At 62.4% G+C, this 26,382-nt stretch carries 28 protein-coding genes; 1 reads left to right on the forward strand and 27 read right to left on the reverse strand.

Annotation, left to right across the window (positions count from 1 at the left end; translation table 11 throughout):
• Window position 1 precedes the first annotated feature (1 nt).
• The 11 genes from tssG to ACO6VM_RS16520 form a co-directional block, all read right to left on the reverse strand.
• Complete coding sequence (tssG, locus tag ACO6VM_RS16470; RefSeq protein ID WP_125462392.1) at window positions 2–1,009, reverse strand: type VI secretion system baseplate subunit TssG; 1,008 nt, start codon at window positions 1,007–1,009, stop codon at window positions 2–4.
• On the reverse strand, window positions 973–2,760 hold the full coding sequence (tssF, locus tag ACO6VM_RS16475; protein ID WP_401057921.1) for a type VI secretion system baseplate subunit TssF: 1,788 nt from the start codon (window positions 2,758–2,760) through the stop codon (window positions 973–975). The genes tssG and tssF overlap by 37 nt, the downstream gene beginning before the upstream one ends.
• A gap of 133 nt (window positions 2,761–2,893) precedes the next feature.
• Entirely contained in the window at window positions 2,894–3,316 is a 423-nt protein-coding gene (gene tssE / locus ACO6VM_RS16480) for a type VI secretion system baseplate subunit TssE (RefSeq protein ID WP_125462391.1), read from the reverse strand.
• Between the two features lie 6 nt (window positions 3,317–3,322).
• Window positions 3,323–4,795, reverse strand: a complete 1,473-nt coding sequence (gene tssC, locus ACO6VM_RS16485) for a type VI secretion system contractile sheath large subunit (protein WP_110996292.1) — start codon at window positions 4,793–4,795, stop codon at window positions 3,323–3,325.
• Between the two features lie 28 nt (window positions 4,796–4,823).
• Entirely contained in the window at window positions 4,824–5,324 is a 501-nt protein-coding gene (tssB, locus tag ACO6VM_RS16490) for a type VI secretion system contractile sheath small subunit (protein ID WP_110996291.1), read from the reverse strand.
• Window positions 5,325–5,357: 33 nt separating this feature from the next.
• Window positions 5,358–6,914 carry a type VI secretion system protein TssA gene (tssA, locus tag ACO6VM_RS16495; RefSeq protein ID WP_422403544.1) on the reverse strand — a complete coding sequence of 519 codons (1,557 nt, stop codon included), beginning with the start codon at window positions 6,912–6,914 and terminating at the stop codon, window positions 5,358–5,360.
• Between the two features lie 444 nt (window positions 6,915–7,358).
• Window positions 7,359–8,015 (reverse strand): DUF1266 domain-containing protein, encoded by a 657-nt coding sequence (locus ACO6VM_RS16500; RefSeq protein ID WP_422403545.1) that lies wholly within the window; start codon window positions 8,013–8,015, stop codon window positions 7,359–7,361.
• 10 nt (window positions 8,016–8,025) lie between these two features.
• Window positions 8,026–9,228: a hypothetical protein gene (locus ACO6VM_RS16505; protein ID WP_422403546.1), complete on the reverse strand. Its 1,203-nt coding sequence runs from the start codon at window positions 9,226–9,228 to the stop codon at window positions 8,026–8,028.
• The gene (locus tag ACO6VM_RS16510) at window positions 9,225–11,558 is read right to left on the reverse strand and encodes a hypothetical protein (RefSeq protein ID WP_422403547.1); all 2,334 of its coding nucleotides are present in this window, start codon (window positions 11,556–11,558) and stop codon (window positions 9,225–9,227) included. The genes ACO6VM_RS16505 and ACO6VM_RS16510 overlap by 4 nt, the downstream gene beginning before the upstream one ends.
• A gap of 196 nt (window positions 11,559–11,754) precedes the next feature.
• The gene (locus ACO6VM_RS16515) at window positions 11,755–12,303 is read right to left on the reverse strand and encodes a single-stranded DNA-binding protein (RefSeq protein WP_110996355.1); all 549 of its coding nucleotides are present in this window, start codon (window positions 12,301–12,303) and stop codon (window positions 11,755–11,757) included.
• Between the two features lie 9 nt (window positions 12,304–12,312).
• Window positions 12,313–13,707, reverse strand: a complete 1,395-nt coding sequence (locus tag ACO6VM_RS16520) for an MFS transporter (protein ID WP_110996354.1) — start codon at window positions 13,705–13,707, stop codon at window positions 12,313–12,315.
• A gap of 129 nt (window positions 13,708–13,836) precedes the next feature.
• Between ACO6VM_RS16520 and uvrA the strand changes: the two genes are divergently transcribed.
• Window positions 13,837–16,671 carry an excinuclease ABC subunit UvrA gene (gene uvrA, locus ACO6VM_RS16525; RefSeq protein WP_422403548.1) on the forward strand — a complete coding sequence of 945 codons (2,835 nt, stop codon included), beginning with the start codon at window positions 13,837–13,839 and terminating at the stop codon, window positions 16,669–16,671.
• Between the two features lie 65 nt (window positions 16,672–16,736).
• Here uvrA and bfr read toward each other — a convergent pair whose 3' ends face one another.
• The 16 genes from bfr to rpsN all read right to left on the reverse strand — a co-directional run bounded on the left by bfr (window position 16,737) and on the right by rpsN (window position 26,374).
• Complete coding sequence (gene bfr, locus ACO6VM_RS16530) at window positions 16,737–17,201, reverse strand: bacterioferritin (RefSeq protein WP_347150017.1); 465 nt, start codon at window positions 17,199–17,201, stop codon at window positions 16,737–16,739.
• Window positions 17,202–17,364: 163 nt separating this feature from the next.
• Entirely contained in the window at window positions 17,365–18,804 is a 1,440-nt protein-coding gene (locus ACO6VM_RS16535; RefSeq protein WP_401057910.1) for a catalase, read from the reverse strand.
• 171 nt (window positions 18,805–18,975) lie between these two features.
• Complete coding sequence (gene rplQ, locus ACO6VM_RS16540; RefSeq protein WP_003255451.1) at window positions 18,976–19,362, reverse strand: 50S ribosomal protein L17; 387 nt, start codon at window positions 19,360–19,362, stop codon at window positions 18,976–18,978.
• Between the two features lie 42 nt (window positions 19,363–19,404).
• Entirely contained in the window at window positions 19,405–20,406 is a 1,002-nt protein-coding gene (locus tag ACO6VM_RS16545; RefSeq protein ID WP_003255452.1) for a DNA-directed RNA polymerase subunit alpha, read from the reverse strand.
• Window positions 20,407–20,428: 22 nt separating this feature from the next.
• Window positions 20,429–21,049, reverse strand: coding sequence for a 30S ribosomal protein S4 (rpsD, locus tag ACO6VM_RS16550; RefSeq protein WP_110996351.1), 621 nt, complete (start codon window positions 21,047–21,049; stop codon window positions 20,429–20,431).
• Between the two features lie 15 nt (window positions 21,050–21,064).
• Window positions 21,065–21,454, reverse strand: a complete 390-nt coding sequence (gene rpsK / locus ACO6VM_RS16555) for a 30S ribosomal protein S11 (RefSeq protein ID WP_003255454.1) — start codon at window positions 21,452–21,454, stop codon at window positions 21,065–21,067.
• Between the two features lie 18 nt (window positions 21,455–21,472).
• Window positions 21,473–21,829, reverse strand: coding sequence for a 30S ribosomal protein S13 (rpsM, locus tag ACO6VM_RS16560; protein ID WP_003255457.1), 357 nt, complete (start codon window positions 21,827–21,829; stop codon window positions 21,473–21,475).
• A 129-nt stretch (window positions 21,830–21,958) separates the two neighbouring features.
• A complete protein-coding gene (gene rpmJ, locus ACO6VM_RS16565) occupies window positions 21,959–22,075 on the reverse strand; it encodes a 50S ribosomal protein L36 (RefSeq protein WP_032116397.1) in 117 nt (38 codons plus the stop codon).
• A 30-nt stretch (window positions 22,076–22,105) separates the two neighbouring features.
• Window positions 22,106–23,437: a preprotein translocase subunit SecY gene (gene secY / locus ACO6VM_RS16570; protein ID WP_003257108.1), complete on the reverse strand. Its 1,332-nt coding sequence runs from the start codon at window positions 23,435–23,437 to the stop codon at window positions 22,106–22,108.
• Entirely contained in the window at window positions 23,438–23,872 is a 435-nt protein-coding gene (gene rplO / locus ACO6VM_RS16575; protein WP_110996350.1) for a 50S ribosomal protein L15, read from the reverse strand.
• Between the two features lie 3 nt (window positions 23,873–23,875).
• Entirely contained in the window at window positions 23,876–24,052 is a 177-nt protein-coding gene (gene rpmD, locus ACO6VM_RS16580) for a 50S ribosomal protein L30 (RefSeq protein WP_011531895.1), read from the reverse strand.
• A gap of 2 nt (window positions 24,053–24,054) precedes the next feature.
• Window positions 24,055–24,555, reverse strand: a complete 501-nt coding sequence (rpsE, locus tag ACO6VM_RS16585; RefSeq protein ID WP_046857343.1) for a 30S ribosomal protein S5 — start codon at window positions 24,553–24,555, stop codon at window positions 24,055–24,057.
• Window positions 24,556–24,558: 3 nt separating this feature from the next.
• Entirely contained in the window at window positions 24,559–24,909 is a 351-nt protein-coding gene (gene rplR / locus ACO6VM_RS16590) for a 50S ribosomal protein L18 (RefSeq protein WP_011531893.1), read from the reverse strand.
• 10 nt (window positions 24,910–24,919) lie between these two features.
• Complete coding sequence (gene rplF, locus ACO6VM_RS16595; RefSeq protein WP_186519380.1) at window positions 24,920–25,453, reverse strand: 50S ribosomal protein L6; 534 nt, start codon at window positions 25,451–25,453, stop codon at window positions 24,920–24,922.
• Between the two features lie 12 nt (window positions 25,454–25,465).
• The gene (rpsH, locus tag ACO6VM_RS16600) at window positions 25,466–25,858 is read right to left on the reverse strand and encodes a 30S ribosomal protein S8 (RefSeq protein WP_110996348.1); all 393 of its coding nucleotides are present in this window, start codon (window positions 25,856–25,858) and stop codon (window positions 25,466–25,468) included.
• Between the two features lie 210 nt (window positions 25,859–26,068).
• Window positions 26,069–26,374 (reverse strand): 30S ribosomal protein S14, encoded by a 306-nt coding sequence (rpsN, locus tag ACO6VM_RS16605; protein ID WP_023629181.1) that lies wholly within the window; start codon window positions 26,372–26,374, stop codon window positions 26,069–26,071.
• Window positions 26,375–26,382 lie beyond the last annotated feature (8 nt).

Consider the following 26,382-nt stretch of genomic DNA (forward strand, 5'->3'; position numbering starts at 1 on the left):
CTTAATGAATTTTGCTTCCCAGGGTCACCACGCCATCGGCGCGCTCGCGACCCAGCCAGCTGGTCCAGCCCAGGTGGCAGACGTTCTGTTCGCCGATGCGCAGTTCGCGGATCTCTTCACGGCGCAACTCCAGGCGGATGTCGTAGTCCAGCGGGTCGCGCAGGGTGAAGCGGGTCAGCGCGCACAGCGGCTGGTAGCCGAAACCGATCGGCAGGAATTCGTGAAAGCGCTGCCAGTCCAGCTGGGTGATGTGGATGCGGAACTTGCCGCTGCGGTCGCGCACGCGCTCGCCCAGCACGGCGTCCTCGCCCAGCAGGCTGTTGGCCAGCCCCAGGCGGTTGCACTGCTCTTCGAGGATGTCGACGCGCCGTTCCAGGCACTGCTCGATCACCAGGTCGGCGTGCTTGAAGTAGTAACGCAGCACGGCCTCGATCAGCGCCGCCGAGTGGGCGCGCAGGCTGAGTACGCCGAGGTACGGCAGCAGGCGTTTCCAGTTCAGTTCCTTGGCCTGGCGGATCTGGTCGCCGCCCAGGCCGATCAGGGCGAACAGGTGCGACGAGAAGCCATCCAGCGCGCCGCTCTCGAAGCTGGCGCGGTAGCGGTACTTGCGCCAGATCGGCAGCATCAGGCGTTGCAGGCGGTGGTGGAACAGGTCGAGGAACATCCGCGTGGGGTTGCCGTCCTCGTTGTCGCCCAGCGCCTGTTCGCCATAGAACGCCGGCAGCGGCGAGCTGGAGCCGACCAGGCCGATCAGGTTGAAGCGCATGCGCGCGCGCAACTGGCCGTGCTCGCGGAAGAACTCGATGCGGTCGACGTCGCTGCCGGGGAAACCGAGGCTGGGGTTGGCCTGGAACTCGACCAGGTCGTAGAGCTCTTCGTCTTCCAGGTACGGGTACGCCTCGCGCAGCTGTTCCATGACCAGCAGCACGGCCTGGAACAGCGAGTACTCGCGGATGCTCCGGCTCAGCCGGCTTACAGCAGCGGTTGCAGGCCCATGCGTGGTGTCCATTGGTACACCTCCCCCTGTGTGCTTTTCACCCGCAGCTCGTGGTACGAGTTGAGGCTGGCGTAGAGTGCGAAGAATTCATTGAGCACCGAGGCGAAGACGAACAGGTCGCCCTCGCCGATGTAGCCCTCCGGGTCGATTGTCAGTTCGGTGCGCAGGCCGCGCAGCGGCAGGCCTCGGTGCAGGCGGTCGACGTGCTGGTGGCGGATCGCCTTGAGCCCGCCAAGCAGGCGGCGGCTGACCTTTTCCGCGTGCTGGTCGTAGTAACGCGGCAGGTCGTAGGTTTCGAGGATCACCTTGAGTGCATCAACGTCGGCCAGCGACAGGTAGTTCAGCGACATGTTGCTGATCAGCTTCCACAGGAAGTCGCGGTTCAGCGGCGGCGCGTAGCTGGCGGTGACCGGGGTGATGTTGCGGAAGGTGAGGAACTCGGGGGTCTCTTCGCTGAGCATGCAGATGTCGCCGAGCTTCAGGCGCCGCGGCAGGTTCTGGTTGGTGCAGGTGAGCTCGATCGACAGCGTCTCGTGGGATTCGGCCTGGTGCACGCCGAAGCTCAAGTAGGTGTCGAGGCCGTCATGCAGCAGCGAGGAGCGCTGGCGGATGCTGTAGTGCGAGCGGTTCTCCGGCACGTCGAAGCTGGCGTCGTGCTCGAACGATTCGAAGGGTACGTAGCTCTGGTAGCCGAGGCCGCCGGGGCTCCAGCCGGTAACGCCGTCAACCGAGAACACCCCGCAGTGCTCGGGGTCGAGCTCGGCCGGCAGCAGCAGGTATTCGTCCTGCTTGCCATCCAGACGGATAGGCAGGGCGTCGTGCTTGAACAGGTTGGCGATCGGCGTGCAGTACAGCTTGACGTTGTCCAGGGTCGGGCGCAGGCGCTGGGCCTCGCCCTGGCGGATGTCGAAGCGCAGCTCGACGCCATGCACCTGCTTGAGGGTTTCCTCGGGCAGGCTCTGCAGCACGTCCAGGCCGGTCACGTCGACGAACAGGAACTTGTCCTGGAAGGCGAAGTACTCCTGCAGGAAGCGGTAGCCGCGGAAGGTGTTCAGCGGGTAGGGAATCAGCGCCTCTTCCTCGGCGAAGCCCACCGGGTGCACCTTGGCCGCCGGTGCACGCAGCAGCAGCGGCTCGCCCTTGGCGTTGACCATCGGTTTGCCGTGGCTGTCCAGCGGCATCAGCTCGATGCCGGCCAGACCGCGCAGCAGGCTCAGGTAGAGCATCTGGCTGATGTAGCGCTCGCCGGCCAGGTGCAGGCGCAGCTTGCTGAGCTTGACGTCGCCCAGGTTGCCGTCGCAGTTCATGTCCAGGCGCAGGCTGAGCAGTGCGCCCTGGCCATTGAGCGAGTAGTTCAGCGCGCTCAGGCGCAGGGGCAAAACTTCGGTGGGGTAGCAGGTGCGAAAGCGGCAACTGACGCCCTCGATCGGCCGCCCTTCCACCGGGGTGTCACGTTCGACCCGCAGCGCCGGGCCGGCCTGGCGCAGGGGGTCGAACTGCAAGATGCTGAAGGCCGGCAGCGGGCGCATGTAGTTCGGCCACAGCAGGTGCATCAGCGAGTGGGTCAGCTCGGGCAGTTCGTCGTCGAGCTTCTGCCGCAGGCGGCCGGTGAGGAAGGCAAAACCTTCAAGCAAGCGCTCGACGTCCGGGTCGCGCCCGGCCTGGCCGAGGTACGGCGCCAGCGCCGGGCTGCGTTCGGCAAAACGCCGCCCCAGCTGGCGCAGTGCCGTCAGCTCGCTTTGGTAGTAGTAATTGAAGGACATCCGTCGTTCCGCCTGAATTCAGCTCTCGGGTACCGCCAGTGGCCGGTACTGCGCATGCGCGGGGCCGGGCCACAGGGCCGACCGTTTGCCGCGCAAGGGTTGGGGGAAAACTCAGGCTATGGGAGGCGCAACATCACTCGTCTCCTTGACTGACTCTGACTTGCCCGCTGCCATCCAGGCGCGCGGCAAAACTGACCTGGCGCTTGATTCCGTCCACCTCAAGCTGGCCTTCGATGCTGAAAGCCAGCTTGAGCTGATCGTGATCACGCGGGCGGGACACCACCCGGACATCGGACATGCGCGGTTCGTAGGCTTCGATGAAGTACTCGATGGCCCGGCGTGCCTGGCTGAGCGCGTCGTGCAGGCTCAGGCGCATGTCGTTGAGGTCGGGCAGCCCGTAGTCGGCGAGCGTCTGCACGCTGCCGGCCCGGGTGCTGAGCATCTTCGCAAGATGAGCGGCCACGGAAGCCATGGCGGCGTCTTCACGCCGCCAGTTGGCGCGCTGGTCGGCTTCGCCGCTCAGGCGCTCGAACAGGCTTCCGTAACCATTGCCCATCGTCGCTTACTCCTTGTCCAGCTTGCCGACCAGCGACAGGGTGAAGTCGGCGCCCATGTACTTGAAGTGCGGACGCACGTTCAGGCTGACGCGGTACCAGCCCGGCTCACCTTCCACGTCGCTGACGATCACCTGGGCGGCGCGCAGCGGACGACGGCCACGCACTTCGGCGCTCGGGTTCTCCTGGTCGGCCACGTACTGGCGGATCCACTTGTTCAGTTCCAGCTCCAGGTCGGTGCGTTCCTTCCAGGAGCCCAGCTGCTCGCGCTGCAGGACTTTGATGTAGTGGGCCAGGCGGTTGACGATCATCATGTACGGCAGCTGGGTGCCCAGCTTGTAGTTCAGCTCGGCAGTCTTGCCTTCGGCGCTGATGCCGAAGAACTTCGGTTTCTGCGCCGAGTTGGCCGAGAAGAACGCCGCGTTGTCGCTGCCCTTGCGCATGGTCAGGGCGATGAAGCCCTCTTCGGCCAGCTCGTACTCGCGACGGTCGGACACCAGTACTTCGGTCGGGATCTTGGTCTCGATCTCGCCCATGCTCTCGAAGTGGTGCAGCGGCAGGTCTTCAACCGCGCCACCGCTCTGCGGGCCGATGATGTTCGGGCACCAGCGGAACTTGGCGAAGCTGTCGGTCAGCTTGGTGCCGAAGGCGTAGGCGGTGTTGCCCCACAGGTAGTGCTCGTGGCTGTTGGCCACGGTTTCCTTGTAGACGAACGACTTGACCGGGTTCTCTTCCGGGTCGTACGGGTTGCGCAGCAGGAAACGCGGCACGGTCAGGCCGATGTAGCGCGCGTCCTCGGACTCGCGGAAGCTCTGCCACTTGGTGAACTGCGGGCCTTCGAAGTGATCCTTCAGGTCCTTCAGGTCTGGCAGGCCGGTGAAGCTTTCGAGGCCGAAGAATTTCGGGCCGGCCGCGGCGATGAACGGCGCGTGGGACATGCAGGCGACGCTGGAGACGTACTGCATCAGCTTGACGTCGGGCGAGCTCGGCGACATGAAGTAGTTGGCGATGACCGCGCCAACCGGCTGGCCACCGAACTGGCCGTATTCAGCGGTGTAGATGTGCTTGTACAGGCCAGCCTGCATGACTTCCGGCGAGTCTTCGAAGTCGTCCAGCAGGTCCTGCTTGGAGACGTTGAGGATCTCGATCTTGATGTTTTCGCGGAAGTTGGTGCGGTCGACCAGCAACTGCAGGCCGCGCCAGGCGGACTCCATGGACTGGAAGTCCGGGTGGTGGAGGATCTCGTCCATCTGGCGGCTGAGTTTGGCATCGATCTCGGCGATCATGCGGTCGACCAGCGCTTTCTTGACCGGCTCGCCGTCATTCTGCGGCTTGAGCAGTTCTTCGATGAAGGCCGACACGCCGCGCTTGGCGATGTCGTAGGCTTCGTCATCCGGGGTCAGGCGGGTTTCGGCGATGATGCTGTCGAGAATGCTGAATTCGCTGTTCTCGGCGCTCTGTTGCTCTGCTGCGGTGCTCATGGCAATTAGGCTTCCTTGACTAGGGGGATCAGGCGTCCGGCTGAGCGTTCAGGCCCAGCTCGCCGAGCACGCGCTCGCGGGACTCGTTGTCGGCCAGCACACCCTCGATGGCCTTGCGGAAGGCCGGGGCGTTGCCCAGCGGGCCTTTCAGGGCAACCAGGGCTTCGCGCAGCTCCATCAGCTTCTTCAGCTCTGGGACTTGCTCGACCAGGCTGGCCGGGTTGAAGTCCTTCATGGTGTTGACGCGCAGGCTCACCGCCAGCTCGTCGCCTTCGGCGCCTTCCTGCAGGCGGTTCGGCACGGCCAGGGTCATGCTCAGTTCCTGCTTGGCCAGCACTTCGTCGAAGTTCATCTTGTCGATGCTGATCGGCTTGCGGTCTTCGATCTTGCGATCGTCGGCACGCAGGGTGTAGTCACCGATCGCCAGCAGCTTCAACGGCAGTTCGATCTCTTCCTGAGCTCCGCCGGTGGCGGGTTTGAAGGTAACGTTGATGCGTTCCTTGGGGGCTACCGAGCCTTCTTTGGCCATTGGTTTTCTCCTTGAGGGTTATGGCCCTTGGGCCTATTCGAGTACGACTTCGAGATCGAGGTGGCACAGCCTGCGGTAGATCTCGTCCTTGCGTTCGCGCACCACATGGTTCTGCGGCAGCAGCTCGCAGCAGGTGTGCAACAGGTGCAATACCTGCAACGACAGGTCTGGCTCCCAGGCATCCAGGCCGGATTGGCGCAGTTGCTCGTCGAGGGCTTCCAGTTGGGTCTTGGCCAGTTCGTATTTCTTGGCCGTGTAGCAGAGGCGCGCCTGGCTCAGTTGCCAGAAAAAGCGCTCGCGCCCGCCATGGGCGCCCTGCATCTGCTGCTTGAGGTGCTGCACCGCGCTCTTGAGGCCGTCCTTGCGCAGGATCGGCAGGCTCGCCTCCAGGGCTTCGTCCCAGGGCGCATGGCGCACGCCGGGCTCGGCCACTGGCTGGGCCGCGGCGGTTTGCAGGTGGGGGGTGACCTGGGCGGCGACCCAGGCGCGGGTCTCGGGGTCGGCGAACGGGGTGCCGTCGTGGAACTTGAGCTCGACGACGCTAGGCAGGCGTTGCAACAGCGAGGCGAAGTTCATCTCCACTTCGCGCATGCCGGCTTCGACGTTCAGGGCCTGGCAGCATTCCCACACCAGGCGCTGGCCATCGAACCAGAACGGCGCCTTGGCCACGCTGTTTTCCAGCTCCACCAGCAGGTCGGCGTAGTTGCCCTGCTCGAAGCGATCCTTGTAGCTCTTGAGTTTGTCGGCGGGCAGGCCGCGCAGGGCGGTGACGTTCTCGGCGTTGCGCTCGGGCATCGCTTCGATGGGCAACCACAGCAACGTGCGGTTCAGGCGCAGGGCGCGCAGGTCGGTGGCTTTCTGCCGCTGCCACCATACGCACAGCTGCCGGCCCTGCTCTTGCTGGGCGCGCAGGGCCTTGTTGGCGTCCTTTTCGTTCTCCACCGGCTCGCCGGGGGTGAACAGTTGGGTGGCGGCCTGCTTGACCTGGGCGACGATGGCGCCGACTGCGCCGGGTTGTGGTTCGTTGTCGGCGGAGCGCTGGACCTGGCCCTTGAGTGCGCGGCAGATCGGCAGCAGCAGGGGCGCGTCGTCCCCCAGCCGGGCGGACAGCGCCGCCTCCAGGCCGCTTAACTGCTCGACCATCTGCTGGAACAGCGGCAACTGCTCCTTGATGGCGATGTCGGCACCCAGCGCCTGTTCGAGGCGCGGCACCAGCCAGCCGATGGCGGCGGAACGGGTACGGGGTTTGGCGGGGTGGACGTCGTCCCAATGCTGCTCGCACAGCTCGCGCAGCACGCTGATGCCAGCCAGCAGGCCGGCGTAGGATTCACGCTGGAACAGGGCCCAGGTGAACCACGAGGCCACGCGCAGATCCTTGGACTGGTCGCGCAATAGCGCTTCGCTGTTCTCGAGGATTTTCAGCCAGTCCACCTGGCCGCTGGCGTGGATCGACTGGGCGCGGGTCAGCTCGTTTTCGAGGGCTTCGAACTCGGTGGAAAAACGCACGTCTTCACCGCCGAAAGAGCCGGGGGAGACAGCATTTTTGCCAAGTTCAAGATAGCGCGCGGCCAGTTTCGAAGAGTAGGACATCCTTTTCTCACAGTTAGAACCTCGCCATCGACCCTGGAACTGACGTTCAGGATTTGTCGATCTGGAAGTTCTATTGATTCAGCCCACAATCCGGTGGGCAGTCGATCAAACGGCTGAGTAGCCTAATGCTATCAATAACACTTTGCAATCACTCAAATGGATAGCAAACGCTGATGCATTGGGCCTCTAGGGGTTTCCCTGATGGCACTCATATATACCCTGACCCACACGGGAAAGTTGTCAGGTTATTGCTTGCAACAATATTCCGTAGTTTTAACTTAACTTTCACACACATAAGCAACAACACATGTTAGAGCCATCATCAGATTTCATTGAGGGGCTGCAACAGCAATCAGTGATACGCTCGAAATTCAATTACTTGAATGGGGTTTCAGAGTATTCCTACATCGAAAACCCCAACATCTTGCAACAAAAAACATGCGCTCACGCCGGCTGAAGTTCTGGACTCAACGCAGGCACTTCGCGCCATGGCAGGCCGGCCCAACGCCCCTCGGGCGCCAGTAATGCCTGAAGCCGCTGCTCGTCAAAAAGACCCAGCGAATCGGCGCGAAAGGCCCCGACCCATTGCCGACGACCGGCAAGGTAGGCCGCGCCGAAATCCGCCCAGCCATCGAAACAGTCCTGGGCGCGCTGGGCGTTGAGCAACAGCACGCGCCAGCCAATGTCGGGCGCCAGCCAACCCAGCAACAGGGCGCAGCGCACAAGAAAGGCGCAGCGCAGGCAGGCGAAGGCCAGCGAGGCACGCGGGTCGTCGGTCGGTTGCAAGTTGAGCAGGTCGAGGCGGAACCACTGGCGCTCGAAGTCCGTGGCGAAGTAGCGCTGGATCTCTTCGTCGCTGGCGCTGCCTTGCAGGCCGGCGATGTGCAGCAAGGGTATGCGCAGGAAGTCCTGGGCACTTTGGGTGAAGTTCATGCAGTGCTTGTTGTAGAAGCCGTCCACTTGCATGGCGTCTGCCATGGGGCTCGCCAGCGCCAGTGCAAGATGCTTGCGGGGGCTGAACAGCTCGAAATCCGGTGCGCGCGGGCGCAGCCAGCGTGCAAGGAGCCAAGTGGCGACCAGCATGCCCAGGAAGATCAACATCGCAATAGCCTCAGCGGTGGGTGGATAGCCAATCGGCGATGCCAGCGGCCATGGCCGCGGTCATGCCGGGCCAGGTCACGGCTTCGGTGGCATAGACCGGGCCGTCATGTGCGGGCTGGCCAAGCAGGTGGCGCAAGGCGTAGCGCAACGTGGCGGTACGCGGTGGCGTCGCCCGCAACTGTTCGGGCTGACGCGCCGCCACCAGCCATTCCACCAGCGCCGAGGGCGCGGCGAAACGGTCGAACAACTGCGGGTGCTGGGCGATCAGCCGCGCCTGGGTTGCGGGGTCGGTCACCGCTTCCAGCCGGCACCAGCCCGCGTCACAGCGCACCACTCCGATGGCCAGGCAATCCGCCGGCGTTTGCCGGTCGGCGCCCAGCGCATTCAGGCACCTGAGCACGTCGTCCAGGTAGCGGGCGATCGGCGGGCGGTTCTGTTTGCCCTTGAGCTGGTCGAGGCGCAGGCTGCCGTCGGCCATGACCAGCAGGCTGATGGTGATGTGCGGCTGGCCCTGGCCATCGCGCAGGCTGAAGATGCGCATGCGCCCGGCCTCGACGGCCTCGGCGTAGCTTTCGCCGTAGCCGCCGTGCAGGGCACGACGGTCGGCGAACTGGCCGAGGCAGTGGCGCATCACGTAGCTTTCGTAGGCCATTTCCTCGCGCAGGTGCGGGCCGTCCGGCAGCAGCTCGACCAACGCGTGCTCGGCGCATTCGACCACCTGGCGCACGGCCTCGGGCCGGCTCTGGCGCCAACCCTGGGCCTGGCGCGCGGCCATGCGGGCGTGTTCCTGGTGCCACAGCGCCAGGGCCTGCGGGCAGTTGATGCGTTCGAGCTTGCCGTACAGCGCCGTGCCTTTGCGCGCGGCGAGGAACTCCACCAGCATCGCCTCCTGCTCCAGCACCGCAGGGTGTTCCGGGTCGAGCCAGGCGAGCGTCACGGCGCCGTCCGCCTTGGCCGCCTGTTCCAGGTGGCGGCCGACCCAGGCCGGTACGGCCTGGCCTTGCAGCAAGGTCGCGGCCTGCTCGAGGCTGTGCACCCTGTGCACTGGCTCGAAGTTGCCGACCAGCTGGCGGTAGAAATGGTTGAGCAGCCAGCTGCGCACCGACGCTTCGTCGCCCCGGGCCTGGCTGCGTTGCTCTAGGCGGCGCTTGAGCGCTTCGGCGTTGAGCAGGTTGCGCGGCGCGTAGGCGCCAGCGCGCGGGGTGGCGATCATTTCCACACTTGCCACCAGCGCTTGGCCGCAGGCGCCTGTACCGGCTCCTGCTGCATCTCGTCGATGATCTGGCGCAGGGTGGCGGCGTTGGCCACGTCGTGGGGCGCCTCGCTGCCGGCACACAGGGCCAGCGCGGCAGTGTAGCGGGCGATGGCTTCATCCTTGCGGCCGAGGTTCTTGAACAGGTCACCGGCATCCCAGGTCAGCAGCGTGTCGTTGTGGCCAACGATGATCGCTTCAAAGCGCTGCCACAGCGCCAGCGCGGCGTCCGGCTGGGTGGGGGCCAGGTGCAGGGCTACTTTCAGCCGGCAGCGCAGGCCGTCGTAGTCCACTTGCTGATCGGTGATTTCCTGCTCGGCTTGCCAGTCGAGCAGTCGTTGCAGCCAGATCGTGATCTCGTGGTCGCGGTCGAGGAAATACAGCGCCCTGGCGACCTTGCCGATGTACTCATCCGGGTCGTGGCGACCGTAGCCATGAGCAAGGACGAAGTGCCACAGGGCTTCCGCCGCCTGGCACACTGCGGCGTGGTCGTCGAGGGCGAGCTGGGCGTTGAGCAGGCCGTCGTAGTGCTCGGCGAAGGGGCTGGCGTCGATGCCGCGCTGGTGCAGTTCGATGGACGCCGCGACGCGCTCCTGGCCCTTGAGGTAGCGGTAGTTGATCGCCAGGTTGTTGCACAGCATCGAGTACAGGTGCGCGCAACCGTCGCCGCGATGCCCCTGGCCGGTGGCGAAGTAGCGCTCCAGGCATGCCTGGCCGCGCTCGTAGCCCTCGCGCTGGACCATCTCGCACAAGTGCCGGGCTTCTGCCTGCTGCTCTGGCGTGAGGGTTTCGATGAAGTGCTCGACCAACCCCGACAGTTTGCCGCTGTGGTTGTAGTAGTCGTAGCCACTGGCCAGGGTGAACGCTGGCAGGTGCAAGGCGGCGAGCAGGCCCTGCGCATCGGCCGTGGCGTACATCAGGGCATAGCTGCTGCGGTGGTCATCCAGCTGACCGCTGGCGAAGGCTTCCTGCAGCAGGGCCAGCTCGGCGGCCGCGTCGATGCGCCCGGCCTGCCGGTCGCGCACGGCCTGCAAGCGCAGGATCCAGGGGTGGCGCGGGGCGATGCGCTGGGCGTCGGCCAGGGCCAGGGCATACAGGCGCGCGAGCTGTTCGGGCTGTTCGCCATCGTCGTACAGCGCTTCGAGCAGCGCGCCCTTCCCCGCTGGCGACTCGTCGAGGGCCGGCAGGCACGCCAGGAAGTGCTCCAGCACCTCTTCACTGTCACAGGCGCGCATGACGCACAGTGGCCACCAGACGCTCGGGTCCTGGGCGAGCAGGCGCTCGACCACCACCTGGGCCGCGACGGGCGCGGCGGCTGCGCGCAGGTCGTAGATCTCGTGGAAGGCTCGCCGCCCTGCCCGTTCGATTTCGCCTGCCTCGACCAGCCAGGGCAGCTCAAAGGCAATGAAGCTGTTGTCGCCATCGCTGTCCAGGGCAATGGCTGCTGCCGGCAGGATGCGCAAGGCGCCCGGCAGGTCGCCCTGGGCATGCATGGCCCGGGCGGCGAGGCGCGCCAGGCGCACTTCCCACTCGCGGCGCCGGGCCAGCGACAGGTCGGCGATCAGCGCCATCACCGGTTGCTCGAACATGGCCAGGCGCAACGGGATCAGCTCGATCAGGCCATTGCCCAGCCAGGTCCAGTCGCCCTGGTCGATGTCCTGGTCCGGGCCGGCCTGGCGCAACGCGGCCACGGCTTCGAGGGCAACCTCGCGGGCTTCGGCCTGCTGCTGGTGATTGTGCAGCGCCCAGGCGCGGCGGCAGGCGCGGTCGGCCAGGTCCCAGGCGCGCAGGCTGGCACGCCCGGGGTTGAGCAGGGTCAGGGCGTGGCGGGCATCGATGGCTTTGAGCGCCAGCGCCAGGGAGCGCTGCTCGAGCTGCTCGAAGATACTCGCGCGGCGGTAGTGCTCGACGTCGTAGTCCGGCGCGACCTGGGCCATGGCCTGGGCGTGGTCGAGCAGCTGTTCCAGCAGCGCTTCGTCGTCGCGGTAATTGGCCAGGCGCAGGCGCTTGAGCAGCAGGCACATGCTCATTTCGGCGCGGGCGGCGGGGTCGCAGTGTTCAAGCAGGCGTTGGCCGTCATGCTCGAGCACGCGGGTGGCGGCGTGGAGGTCACCGGCGTTGACCCACAGCACATGCAGGCGCTCGATCGAGCCGATCGAGTCGGCTTGCAGCGGCTCGGCCTGAAGCTGCTCCAGCAGCGCGGCCGCGCCATGGTCCTGGAGGACGCCGTCGAGGCGGTCCAGCAATTGCTCGAGTTCAATGCCGGTGATGACGGTATTGGCGACTGTCATGTGCTGCTCCCTGTGATGACCTGCGCACACCCTGTGCGTCGTGGCGCGCACGCTACCAGTTGCGCCAGACAAAGCCAAGATTCCTGGCGCCAATATGCCATCGGCCGGTGATTGCGTTACTGCGCAAGGGTCCATAAAAAAACCCAGGGCACAGGCCCTGGGTTTTTCGAGTTGGCGTGACGCCGAGCGCTTGCGATCAGAACGGAATATCGTCGTCGAAGCTGTCGAAGTCAGCGGCTGGCTGCGGAGCCGGCTGCTGCGGCGCTGGGCGCTGTGGCGCCTGCTGAGGACGCTGGGCTTGCTGGCGCGGGGCCTGGTTGTACTGCTGCTGGCCGCCACCCTGGTTGTAGTTGTTGCCACCACCCTGGTTGTACTGGTCGCCGCCACCTTGCTGGTTCTGCGGACGGCCGCCGAGCAGCTGCATGGTGCCGTTGATGTCGACAATGATCTCGGTGGTGTAGCGCTTGATGCCGTCTTTTTCCCACTCGCGGGTCTGCAGCTTGCCTTCGATGTACACCTGCGAACCTTTGCGCAGGTACTCGCCGGCGATTTCGGCAACCTTGCCGAACAGCGAAACGCGGTGCCACTCGGTGCGCTCGACCTTCTGGCCGGACTGCTTGTCGGTCCACTGCTCGCTGGTGGCCAGGCTCAGGTTGGTCACGGCGTTACCGTTGGGCAGGTAGCGGACTTCGGGATCCTGACCGCAGGTACCGACCAGAATGACTTTGTTAACCCCACGGGCCATAACGTTCTCCTAGGCTTCGCACGCCGAAGAGGCTGGGTTTACCAGACGCTCGAGGGTCGCACGGTCCAAAATTTTCGTATCCAGTTTGATATAGATGGCGGCTTCTTCTGCCACCACCACGGCGTCGGTCACACCCGGCACGGCCATCAGGCGCTCGGTAAGCCCGGCTTCCCGGACTGCCTCTGGCGTCAGCGGCATGCGCAGGCTGGTCACGTAAGGCGGCTCGTTCATGCGCAACGCAGTGACCAGCCACAGGGCACACAGCCCCGCGCAACCGAGAAACACCATGCTCAGGCCACCGTGCTGGAACAACCAGCCACCGATGATTCCTCCCAGCGCGGCACCCAGGAACTGACTGGTGGAGTACACACCCATTGCAGTCCCTTTGCCACCGGCGGGCGACACCTTGCTGACCAGCGAAGGCAAGGATGCCTCCAACAGGTTGAAGGCGGTAAAGAATACCACGGTGCCGATCACCAGTCCGCGCAAGTTGTCAGCCCACTGCCAGAAGAACAGCTCCACCAGCAGCAACACACTGACCGCGCCAAGCAGCACGCGTTTCATCTTGCGCTTCTTCTCGCCGTAGATGATGAAGGGGATCATTGCAAAAAATGAAACCAGCAGCGCGGTCAGGTACACCCACCAGTGCTCTTCCTTCGGCAGCCCGCCACGCTCGACGAAGGCCAGCGGCAGCGCGACGAAGCTGGCCATGAGGATGGCGTGCAGGACGAAAATGCCCACGTCCAGGCGCAGAAGGTCCGGATGGCGCAGGGTCGGGCCCAGGGCCTGACGGGCCACGCCGGACTCGCGGTGCTGCAGGGTCTTGTGGGTGTTGGGCACGACGAAGGCGATCAGGGCGATACCGACCAGGGCAAGTCCTGCAGTGGCGAGGAACAATCCTGACAAGCCGAAGGCGCGAGTCAGCAGCGGCCCGACGACCATGGCAACGGCAAACGACAGGCCGATGCTCATGCCGATCATGGCCATGGCCTTGGTGCGGTGTTGCTCGCGGGTGAGGTCGGACAGCAGCGCCATGACGGCTGCGGAAATGGCCCCGGCACCTTGCAGGATGCGCCCGGCGATCACGCCCCAGATCGAGTCGGCCTGGGCCGCCAGCACGCTGCCGAGGGCGAAGATCACCAAGCCCAGGTAGATCACCGGGCGGCGGCCGATGCGGTCGGAGATCATGCCGAACGGAATCTGCAGCACGGCCTGGGTCAGGCCATAGGCGCCGATGGCCAGGCCGATCAGCGTAGGCGTGGCACCGGCCAGGTCCATGCCGTAGGTGGCCAGCACCGGCAATACCATGAACATGCCCAGCATACGAAAGGCAAAGACCAGGGCCAGGCCGCTAGCGGCGCGGGTTTCGCTGCCACTCATGCGCTCGTTGTGGGTGTCGTGCATGGATTAACCTCGTGTGAACCGGCGGCGATTCTATCAGTCCGACGGCTTGGCGGCATCTGCGCGACGCTTTGCCGCGTACTGGCAGCGCGCCGTATACTCCTTTGTTTATGCCCGCCGAGCGAGGCCGCAGTGGACAAGATCCTGATTCGTGGGGCACGTACCCACAACCTGAAGAACATCGACCTCACGCTACCGCGGGACAAGCTGATCGTAATCACCGGCCTGTCCGGCTCCGGCAAGTCGTCGCTGGCGTTCGACACGCTGTATGCCGAGGGCCAGCGCCGCTATGTGGAATCGCTGTCGGCCTACGCCCGGCAGTTCCTGTCGATGATGGAAAAGCCCGACGTCGACACCATCGAAGGCCTGTCGCCGGCGATTTCCATCGAGCAGAAGTCCACCTCGCACAACCCGCGCTCCACCGTGGGCACCATCACCGAGATCTACGACTACCTGCGCCTGCTCTATGCGCGGGTGGGCACGCCGCGCTGCCCGGACCACGATATTCCGCTGGAAGCGCAAACGATCAGCCAGATGGTCGACCTGGTGCTGGAAAACCCCGAAGGCAGCAAGCTGATGCTGCTGGCGCCGGTGATCCGCGAGCGCAAGGGTGAGCACCTGGCGGTGTTCGACGAGCTGCGCGCCCAGGGCTTCGTGCGTGCGCGGGTCAACGGCAAGCTCTACGAGCTGGACGAACTGCCCAAGCTGGACAAGCAGAAGAAGCACAGCATCGATGTGGTGGTGGACCGCTTCAAGGTGCGTGCCGACCTGCAACAGCGCCTGGCCGAGTCGTTCGAGACCGCGCTCAAGCTGGCGGACGGCATCGCCCTGGTAGCACCGATGGATGACGAGGACGGCGAAGAGACGATCTTCTCCGCGCGCTTCGCCTGCCCGATCTGCGGCCATGCGATCAGCGAGCTGGAACCGAAGCTGTTCTCCTTCAACAACCCGGCCGGCGCCTGCCCGACCTGCGATGGCCTGGGGGTGAAGCAGTTCTTCGATACCAAGCGCCTGGTCAACAGCGAGCTGACCCTGGCCGAGGGGGCGATACGCGGCTGGGACCGGCGTAACGTCTATTACTTCCAGATGCTCGGTTCGCTGGCGGCACACTATGGCTTCAGCCTTGAACAGCCGTTCGGCGAGCTGTCGGCCGAAGACCAGAAGGTCATCCTGCACGGCAGCGGCAAGCAAAGCGTCGACTTCAAGTACCTCAACGACCGGGGCGATATCGTCAAGCGCTCGCACCCGTTCGAAGGCATCGTGCCCAACCTCGAGCGCCGCTACCGCGAGACCGAGTCGGCCACCGTGCGCGAAGAGCTGGCCAAGTTCCTTGGCACCCAGCCCTGCCCCGACTGCCGCGGCACCCGCCTGCGCCGTGAGGCGCGGCATGTGTGGGTGGGCGAGAAGACCCTGCCGGCGGTGACCAACCTGCCGATCGGTGAAGCCAGCAATTATTTCAGCGACCTGACCCTGACCGGCCGCCGTGGCGAGATCGCGGCAAAGATCCTCAAGGAAATCTGCGAGCGCCTGCAGTTCCTGGTCAACGTCGGCCTCGACTACCTGACCCTCGACCGCAGCGCCGACACCCTGTCCGGCGGCGAGGCCCAGCGGATCCGCCTGGCCAGCCAGATCGGCGCCGGTCTGGTGGGCGTCATGTACATCCTTGATGAACCGTCCATCGGCCTTCATCAACGGGACAACGACCGCCTGCTGGCCACCCTCAACCACCTGCGCGACCTGGGCAACACGGTGATCGTGGTGGAGCACGACGAGGATGCCATCCGCCTGGCCGACTACGTGGTGGATATCGGCCCTGGGGCCGGCGTGCATGGCGGGCAGATCGTCGCCGAGGGCACACCGGACGAGGTGATGGCACACCCCGATTCGCTGACCGGCAAGTACCTGTCCGGGCGCAAGAAGATTGTCGTGCCGGCCAAGCGCACTCCGCGCAACAAGAAGCTGTCGCTCAAGCTCAAGGGCGCGCGCGGCAACAACCTGCAGAACGTCGACCTGGAACTGCCGATTGGCCTTTTGACTTGCGTGACCGGTGTGTCCGGCTCGGGCAAATCGACGCTGATCAACAACACCCTGTTCCCCCTGGCGGCCACCGCGCTCAACGGTGCCAGCACCCTGGAGCCGGCGCCGCACAGCAGCATCGATGGCCTGCAACACCTGGACAAGGTGGTCGATATCGACCAGAGCCCGATCGGTCGCACCCCGCGTTCGAACCCGGCGACCTACACTGGCATCTTCACGCCGATCCGTGAGCTGTTCGCCGGTGTGCCGGAGGCGCGTTCCCGCGGCTATGGCCCGGGGCGTTTCTCGTTCAACGTCAAGGGCGGGCGCTGTGAGGCGTGCCAGGGCGACGGCCTGATCAAGGTGGAAATGCACTTCCTGCCGGACATCTACGTGCCGTGCGACGTGTGCAAGAGCAAGCGCTATAACCGCGAAACCCTGGAGATCAAGTACAAGGGCAAGAACATCCACGAGGTGCTGGAAATGACCATCGAGGATGCCCGTGGGTTCTTCGACGCGGTACCGGCACTGGCGCGCAAGCTGCAGACGCTGATGGACGTGGGGCTTTCCTACATCAAGCTGGGGCAGTCAGCCACCACGCTGTCGGGTGGCGAGGCGCAGCGGGTCAAGCTGTCGCGCGAGCTGTCCAAGCGCGATACCGGCAAGACCCTGTACATCCTCGACGAACCGACCACAGGTTTGCACTTCGCCGATATCCAGCAACTGCTGGACGTGCTGCATCGTCTGCGCGACCACGGCAACACCGTGGTAGTCATCGAGCACAACCTGGATGTGATCAAGACGGCGGACTGGCTGGTGGACCTGGGGCCGGAGGGTGGCTCCAAGGGGGGGCAGATCATTGCCGTCGGTACGCCTGAAGAGCTGGCCGAGCAGCAGCAGTCCTATACCGGGCACTATCTGAAACCACTGCTGGAGCGAGATCGGGCCTGATCTAGCGGCCATGAAAAAGCCCCTGTCATGTGAGTGACAGGGGCTTTTTTTCAGCTGTGGATAACTTACATCTGCGACTGCAGGTAGTTCTCCAGGCCGATAGCCTTGATCAGGCCCTGCTGCTTCTCCAGCCAGTAGGTGTGATCTTCTTCGGTATCTGCCAACTGCGCGCGCAGGATGTCGCGGCTGATGTAGTCTTTGTGCAGCTCGCACAGCTCGATGCCCTTGCACAGCGCGGCGCGGACTTTGTACTCGAGCTTGAGGTCGGCAGCGATCATCTCGGGCACGGTGCTGCCCACTTCCAGATCGTCAGCGCGCATGTCCGGGGTGCCTTCGAGCATGAGGATACGGCGCATCAGCGCATCGGCGTGCTGCGTCTCTTCTTCCATCTCGTGGTTGATGCGCTCGAAGAGCTTGCCCAGGCCCCAATCTTCATACATCCGTGAATGAATGAAGTATTGATCGCGTGCTGCCAGTTCGCCCTTCAGCAACATGACGAGGTAGTTGATTACGTCCGGGTGACCTTGCATCGCCCTGCTTCTCCCTGTGAATGCGTCGATAGCTCATAGTTTGAACCAGCTTTTGCGCGCGGTCACGGGAAAATGCGCAATTAACGGCAAATAATCGGCTAAACCGTAGTGATTTTCATTGAAAAACCGCCCAAATGAGGGCGGTTCTTTTTATCACTTCGACTTAGGCAAGGGTTATGCCCAAGGCTTTGGCAATGCCTTCTGCATAGGCCGGATCGGCCTTGTAGAAGTGCTGCAGTTGACGCTGGATGACGTCCTCGCTGACGTTGGCCATGGTGCCGGCGATGTTGTTGATCAGCAGCGCTCGCTGCTCGTTGCTCATCAGGCGGAACAGTGCGCCGGCATGGCTGTAGTAGTCGTTGTCCTCGCGGTGATCGTAGCGATCAGCCGCACCATTGAGGGCCAGCGACGGCTCGGCATGACGCGGCGACTGCTTGGGTGCATCGCTGAAGCTGTTCGGTTCGTAGTTCGGCGCACTGCCGTAGCTGCCGCTGGCCATGGCGCCATCGCGCTGGTAGCTGTGCACAGGACTGCGTGGCGCGTTCACCGGCAGATGCTGGTGATTGGTACCTACGCGGTAGCGGTGGGCGTCGGCGTAGGCGAATACGCGGCCTTGCAACATACGGTCTGGCGACAGCCCCACACCCGGGACCATGTTGCTCGGGCCGAACGTGGCCTGCTCGACTTCGGCGAAGTAGTTGAGCGGGTTGCGGTTGAGCTCAAGCACGCCAACCTCGATCAGCGGGTAGTCCTTTTGCGACCAGGTCTTGGTCACGTCGAACGGGTTCTCCTGACGGCTTGCGGCCTCGGCTTCGCTCATCACCTGGATGCACACGGTCCAGCGCGGGTAATCGCCACGCTCGATGGCTTCGAACAGGTCGCGCTGGGCGTAATCAGGGTCGCTGCCGGCCAGGCGCGCGGCTTCGGCAGGGGCCAGGTTCTTGATGCCCTGTTGGGTCTTGTAGTGCCACTTGACCCAGGTGCGCTCACCTTTGTCGTTGATCAGGCTGTAGGTATGGCTGCCGAAACCGTGCATGTGGCGGTAGCCGTCCGGAATGCCGCGATCAGAGAACAGGATGGTGACCTGATGCAGCGCCTCGGGCGAATGCGACCAGAAGTCCCACATCATCTGGGCGTTCTTCAGGTTGCTCTGCGGGTGGCGCTTCTGGGTGTGAATGAAATCCGGGAATTTCAGCGGGTCACGAATGAAGAAGACCGGCGTGTTGTTGCCGACAATGTCCCAGTTGCCTTCTTCGGTGTAGAACTTGAGCGCAAAGCCACGCGGGTCGCGCTCGGTATCGGCAGAGCCGCGCTCGCCGCCCACGGTGGAGAAGCGCAGGAAGGTCTCGGTCTGCTTGCCGACGGCGCTGAACAGCTTGGCACTGGTGTAGCCGGTGATATCGCGGGTAACGGTGAAAGTACCGTAGGCGCCCGAGCCTTTGGCATGTACCCGGCGCTCAGGAATGTTCTCGCGGTTGAAGTGGGCGAGCTTCTCGAGCAGGTGGAAATCGTCGAGCAGCAACGGGCCGCGCGGGCCGGCGGAACGGGAATTCTGGTTATCGGCTACAGGTGCACCGCTGGCGGTGGTGAGAATCTTGCTCATGGGCTCTCCTTATCGGTCTTGAACGGCCGGCTAATCGGCTTGGAGAGAGTATTGACGAGCGGTGTTACACGAACAAATTCATTGCCTGACTTGCATCAATAGAAAATAACAATTCACTGGGCAACAAAAAACCGGGCACTAGGCCCGGTTCTTTGTAGCAGACAGAACGTCTTACTCGGCAGCTTCTACAGCACCACCGACTGGACGATCAACCAGCTCGACGTACGCCATAGGCGCGTTGTCGCCAGCGCGGAAACCGCACTTCAGGATGCGCAGGTAGCCGCCCTGACGGGTGGCGTAGCGCTTGCCCAGATCGTTGAACAGTTTGCCAACAGCGGACTTCGAACGAGTACGGTCGAAGGCCAGACGGCGGTTGGCAACGCTGTCTTCCTTGGCCAGGGTGATCAGCGGCTCGGCAACGCGGCGCAGTTCCTTGGCTTTCGGCAGGGTGGTTTTGATCAGCTCGTGCTCGATCAGCGACACAGCCATGTTCTGGAACATAGCTTTGCGGTGAGAGCTGGTACGGCTCAGGTGACGTCCACTTTTACGATGACGCATGATTCATTCCTTACCAAACACAACGTTCGGTGATTACGACGATCAGGCTGTCGCCTTGTCGTCTTTCTTAAGGCTTGCAGGCGGCCAGTTGTCGAGGCGCATGCCGAGAGACAGACCACGGGAGGCCAGGACGTCCTTGATTTCAGTCAGGGACTTCTTGCCCAGGTTAGGAGTCTTCAACAGCTCTACTTCGGTACGCTGAATCAGGTCGCCGATGTAGTAGATGTTCTCCGCCTTGAGGCAGTTGGCCGAACGTACGGTCAGTTCCAGGTCGTCAACCGGGCGCAGCAGGATCGGATCGATCTCGTCTTCCTGCTCGACCACAACCGGCTCGCTGTCACCTTTGAGGTCGACGAACGCGGCCAGCTGCTGTTGCAGGATGGTCGCGGCACGACGGATGGCCTCTTCAGGATCCAGGGTACCGTTGGTTTCCAGATCGATGACCAGCTTGTCCAGGTTGGTACGCTGTTCAACACGGGCGTTCTCGACCACATAGGCGATACGACGCACCGGGCTGAACGAAGCGTCCAGCTGCAGACGGCCAATGCTACGGCTTTCGTCTTCGTCGGTCTGACGGGAGTCGGCCGGCTCGTAACCGCGACCACGAGCTACAGTGAGCTTCATGTTCAGGGCGCCGTTGGACGCCAGGTTCGCGATTACGTGATCGGGGTTGACGATCTCGACATCGTGATCCAGCTGAATATCGGCAGCGGTAACCACCCCCGAACCCTTTTTCGACAAGGTCAGCGTAACTTCGTCACGACCGTGCAGCTTGATAGCCAGGCCTTTCAGGTTCAACAGGATTTCAATGACGTCTTCCTGTACACCTTCGATCGCGGAGTACTCGTGGAGTACGCCATCGATCTCGGCCTCGACTACTGCACAGCCAGGCATGGAGGACAACAGGATGCGGCGCAGCGCGTTGCCCAGGGTATGGCCGAAGCCACGCTCGAGAGGCTCGAGCGTGATCTTGGCGCGGGTTGGACTGACAACCTGCACATCAATGTGGCGGGGTGTCAGAAACTCATTTACCGAAATCTGCATGGATGCACCTATTTTCTAGCCCTTACTTGGAGTAGAGCTCGACAATCAGGTTTTCGTTGATGTCGGCGGACAGGTCGCTGCGAGCAGGAACGTTCTTGAAAACGCCCGACTTTTTAGCAGCATCCACGTCTACCCACTCAACGCGGCCACGCTGAGAGCACAGTTCAAGGGCTTGAACAATGCGCAGCTGGTTCAGCGACTTCTCGCGAACCGCGACCACGTCACCCGGACGAACTTGGTAGGATGGAATGTTCACGGTCTTGCCGTTGACGCTGATTGCTTTGTGCGAAACCAGCTGACGGGACTCGGAACGGGTAGAACCGAAGCCCATACGGTAGACGACGTTGTCCAGACGGGACTCGAGCATCTGCAGCAGGTTCTCACCGGTGGCGCCTTTCTTCGAGGCAGCCGCTTGGTAGTAACCGCGGAATTGACGCTCCAGAACACCGTAGATACGACGAACTTTTTGTTTCTCGCGCAGCTGGGTACCGTAGTCGGACTGACGGCCACGGCGCTGGCCGTGGATACCTGGGGCTGCTTCGATGTTGCACTTCGATTCCAGAGCGCGAACGCCGCTCTTCAGGAACAGGTCAGTGCCTTCACGGCGAGACAGTTTGCATTTTGGACCAATGTAACGTGCCATTTATCTGTCTCCTGATTACACGCGACGCTTCTTCGGCGGACGGCACCCGTTATGCGGGATTGGCGTCACGTCGGTGATGCTGGCGATCTTGTAGCCGCAGCTGTTCAGTGCACGAACGGCGGATTCACGACCCGGACCTGGACCCTTGACGTTGACGTCGAGGTTTTTCAGGCCGTATTCCAGCGCAGCTTGACCAGCACGCTCAGCAGCGATCTGAGCTGCGAACGGGGTGGATTTGCGCGAACCACGGAAACCCGAACCACCGGAGGTCGCCCAGGACAGTGCGTTGCCCTGACGGTCGGTGATGGTCACGATGGTGTTGTTGAAAGACGCATGGATGTGGGCGATGCCATCAACCACTGTCTTTTTGACTTTTTTACGAGGACGAGCAGCAGGTTTTGCCATGTCTATATTCCTGGGCGATTACTTGCGGATCGGCTTACGCGGGCCCTTACGGGTGCGTGCGTTGGTCTTGGTGCGCTGACCGCGAACCGGCAGACCTTTACGATGACGCAGGCCGCGGTAGCAACCCAGGTCCATCAAGCGTTTGATCTTCATGTTGATGTCACGACGCAGGTCACCTTCGGTGGTGAACTTCGCAACTTCGCCACGCAGGGTTTCGATTTGCTCGTCGCTCAGATCCTTGATCTTTGCGGCTGGGTTGACACCAGCGTCTGCACAGATTTTCTGCGCAGTAGTGCGACCGACACCATAGATGTAGGTCAGCGAGATAACAGTATGCTTGTTATCTGGAATGTTGACGCCTGCAATACGGGCCATTCAGTGGGACTCCAATTGACAGCTACCTACGCCCCGGAAGCCAAGAAATAGGGCGCGAGATAATATCGCTGTAGAAACGAATAATCAACCCAGCAGCACACTAGCTGCTGGGTTTGACGCAGATCACACTCAGCCTTGGCGCTGCTTGTGACGCGGTTCCACGCTGCAGATCACGCGCACGATACCTTCGCGACGAATAATCTTGCAGTTGCGGCACAGCTTTTTCACCGATGCACGAACTTTCATTACCGACTCCTCGAACCTTAAGGGGCTAGATCAGCGCAGCAGACCGCTGCCGCCGTAGCCTTTCAGGTTGGCTTTCTTCATCAGGGATTCGTACTGGTGCGAAACGAGGTGCGATTGTACTTGGGACATGAAGTCCATCACAACCACTACCACAATCAGCAACGAGGTCCCGCCAAGGTAGAACGGCACGTTTGCAGCCACCACCAGGAACTGGGGCAGCAGGCACACGGCCATCATGTAAAGAGCACCGAACATGGTCAAACGGGTCAGAACGCCATCAATGTAGCGCGCCGACTGCTCACCAGGACGGATACCCGGAATAAAGGCACCGGACTTCTTCAGGTTTTCCGCTACGTCTTTCGGATTGAACATCAACGCTGTGTAGAAGAAGCAGAAGAAAATGATCCCTGCACTAAACAGCAGAATGTTCAACGGCTGACCAGGAGCGATCGACTGCGAGATGTCCTGCAGCCAGCCCATACCTTCGGACTGACCGAACCAGGCACCCAGCGAAGCCGGGAACAGCAAGATGCTGCTCGCGAAAATGGCCGGGATTACGCCCGCCATGTTCACTTTCAGCGGCAGGTGGCTGGTCTGCGCAGCGAAGACCTTGCGGCCCTGCTGACGCTTGGCGTAGTGAACGGCGATACGACGCTGACCACGCTCAATGAACACCACGAAACCGATAATCGCTACTGCCAGCAAACCGATAGCGACCAGGGCGAAGATGTTGATATCGCCTGTACGCGCAGACTCGAAAGACTGCCCGATTGCTCTCGGAAGACCGGCAACGATACCTGCGAAGATCAACATCGAGATACCGTTGCCCACACCGCGCTCGGTGATCTGCTCACCCAGCCACATCATGAACATCGCGCCTGCCACGAAGGTGGAGACGGCGACGACATGGAAGCCGAGGCCAACAGAAAACGCCACGCCCTGGTTGGCCAGGCCAATGGACATGCCAATGGCTTGAACCAGCGCCAGGATAACGGTGCCGTAGCGGGTGTACTGGCTGATCTTGCGACGGCCAGCTTCACCTTCCTTCTTCAACTGCTCCAGCTGCGGGCTGACAGCGGTCATGAGCTGCATGATGATCGATGCCGAGATGTACGGCATGATCCCCAGTGCAAAGATGCTCATGCGCTCCAGCGCGCCGCCGGAAAACATGTTGAACAAGCTAAGAATGGTCCCCTCATTCTGCCGGAACAGATCCGCGAGACGGTCCGGGTTAATGCCTGGTACCGGGATGTGCGCGCCAATCCGATAGACGATGATCGCCATGAACAGAAAACGCAGACGAGCCCAGAGTTCCGACATCCCGCCCTTACCGAGCGAAGAGAGAGCACCTTGCTTAGCCATTTATTCCTCGAACTTGCCGCCAGCTGCTTCGATAGCCGCACGTGCACCTTTGGTGACGGCGATACCCTTGAGGGTGACTGCGCGAGTGACTTCGCCCGACAGCATGATTTTCACACGCTGTACGTGCTGGCCGATCACGTTGGCGTCCTTGAGGGACTGAACGGTGATCAGATCGCCTTCCACCTTGGCCAGCTCGGACAGACGCACTTCTGCGCGGTCCATGGCTTTCAGGGATACGAAGCCGAACTTCGGCAGGCGACGGTGCAGCGGCTGTTGACCGCCTTCGAAGCCTGGAGCAATGGTGCCACCGGAACGCGAAGTCTGACCTTTGTGACCACGGCCACCAGTCTTGCCCAGACCGCTACCGATACCACGGCCCGGACGGTGCTTCTCGCGACGGGAACCCGGCGCTGGACTCAGATCATTGAGTTTCATCGATTAACCCTCGACCTTCAGCATGTAGTAAGCCTTGTTGATCATCCCGCGGTTCTCGGGAGTATCCTGGACTTCTACAGTGTGACCGATACGACGCAGACCCAGACCCTTGACGCACAGTTTGTGGTTAGGGATACGGCCCGAGACGCTCTTGATCAGCGTAACTTTAACGGTTGCCATGATCAGCGGATCTCCTCAACAGTCTTGCCGCGCTTGGCAGCAATGGACTCAGGGGATTGCATGGCTTTCAGACCCTTGAAGGTGGCGTGTACCACGTTCACTGGGTTGGTCGAGCCGTAGCACTTGGCCAGGACGTTCTGAACGCCAGCAACTTCCAGGACGGCACGCATTGCGCCACCGGCGATGATACCGGTACCTTCCGAGGCAGGCTGCATGTAGACCTTCGAGGCGCCGTGGGCGGCCTTGGTGGCGTACTGCAGGGTGGTGCCTTTCAGGTCAACCTGAATCATGTTGCGACGAGCAGCTTCCATGGCTTTCTGGATCGCAGCTGGTACTTCGCGCGATTTGCCACGGCCGAAGCCAACGCGGCCTTTGCCATCACCTACCACGGTCAGCGCGGTGAAGGTGAAGATACGGCCGCCTTTGACGGTCTTGGCAACGCGGTTAACTTGAACCAGCTTCTCGATGTAGCCTTCGTCGCGCTTTTGATCGTTATTTGCCATAACTTAGAACTCCAGCCCGCCTTCACGAGCAGCATCAGCCAGCGCTTTGACGCGGCCATGGTACTTGAAGCCGGAACGGTCAAAGGCAACTTGAGATACACCGGCGGCTTTCGCACGCTCAGCTACCAGCTTGCCAACCTTAGTGGCCGCGTCGATGTTGCCGGTGGCACCATCACGCAGTTCTTTGTCCAAGGTCGAGGCACTTGCCAGAACCTTGCTGCCGTCGGCCGAGATGACCTGGGCGTAGATGTGCTGCGAGGAGCGGAACACGCACAGACGCACGGCTTCGAGCTCGTGCATTTTCAGGCGTGCTTTGCGAGCGCGACGCAGTCGAGTAACTTTTTTGTCGGTCATTTGCTAGGCCCTACTTCTTCTTGGCTTCTTTACGACGGACTACTTCATCCGCGTAACGCACACCCTTGCCCTTGTAAGGCTCTGGCGGACGGAAACCGCGGACTTCAGCGGCCACCTGACCTACCAGCTGCTTGTCGATACCCTTGATCAGGATGTCGGTCTGGCTAGGAGTTTCAGCGGTGATACCGGCTGGCAGTTCGTAATCCACTGGGTGCGAGAAGCCCAGAGCCAGGTTCAGGATGGTGCCCTTGGCCTGTGCCTTGTAACCAACACCGACCAGCTGGAGCTTGCGCTCGAAGCCTTGGCTTACGCCTTGGACCATGTTGTTCACCAGGGCGCGGGTGGTACCGGCCATGGCGCGAGCTTGCTGATCACCGTTGCGAGCGACGAAACGCAGCTCACCAGACTCTTCGGTAACTTCAACAGACGAGTGAACGTTCAGTTCGAGAGTGCCCTTGGCACCCTTCACCGAAAGCTGCTGACCGGCGAATTTGACTTCGACGCCTGCTGGCAGCTTAACGGGGTTCTTAGCGACGCGAGACATGCCTATCTCCCCTTAGAACACTGTGCACAGAACTTCGCCGCCGACACCGGCAGCGCGCGCAGCGCGGTCAGTCATCACACCTTTGTTGGTGGAGACGATAGACACGCCCAGACCGCCACGTACTTTCGGCAGGTCAGTGACGGCCTTGTACTGGCGCAGGCCTGGACGGCTGGTGCGCTTCAGTTCCTCGATGACCGGACGGCCTTCGAAGTACTTCAGTTCGATCGACAGGGAAGGCTTGGCTTCGCCGCTGACTTCGTAGCCGGCGATGTAACCTTCGTCTTTCAGTACTTTGGCAACCGCAACCTTCAGCGTGGAGGAAGGCATGCTTACGACAGACTTTTCAGCCATCTGGGCATTACGGATGCGAGTTAGCATGTCCGCTAACGGGTCCTGCATACTCATGGGCTAGATGCTCCTGATACAAGAATTATTAGCCTTGCGGCTATCACAACCACCCGGGCAGGCAGGGTAAAAAACCCAGGCTCAGGTGAGCCGGTCATTCTAGACACAAGGCAGAAACGAAACAAGCCCCATATAGGGGCTTGTTTCTTTGCGAGGTCACCGGCGGTCGGAAGATCTCTCCCCTTCCGCCGGTGGTCACGCCAACCGGGATTACCAGCTGGCCTTGACCAGACCTGGCACATCACCACGCATGGCGGCTTCGCGCAGCTTGTTACGGCCGAGGCCGAACTTGCGGTACACGCCGTGCGGACGACCGGTGATGCGGCAGCGGTTACGCATGCGCGAAGCGCTGGCGTCACGTGGCTGCTTCTGCAGGGCGACAACGGCAGCGAAACGCTCTTCTGGAGAGGCGTTCAGGTTGACGATGGTCGCTTTCAGCTCGGCACGCTTTTTGGCGTACTTGGCTACCGTGAGCTGACGCTTCAGCTCGCGGTTTTTCATGCTCTTCTTGGCCATTTTCCTAC

The sequence above is a fragment of the Pseudomonas sp. GZD-209 genome (genome assembly GCF_049310485.1).
GTDB classification, from domain to species: Bacteria; Pseudomonadota; Gammaproteobacteria; order Pseudomonadales; family Pseudomonadaceae; genus Aquipseudomonas; species Aquipseudomonas sichuanensis.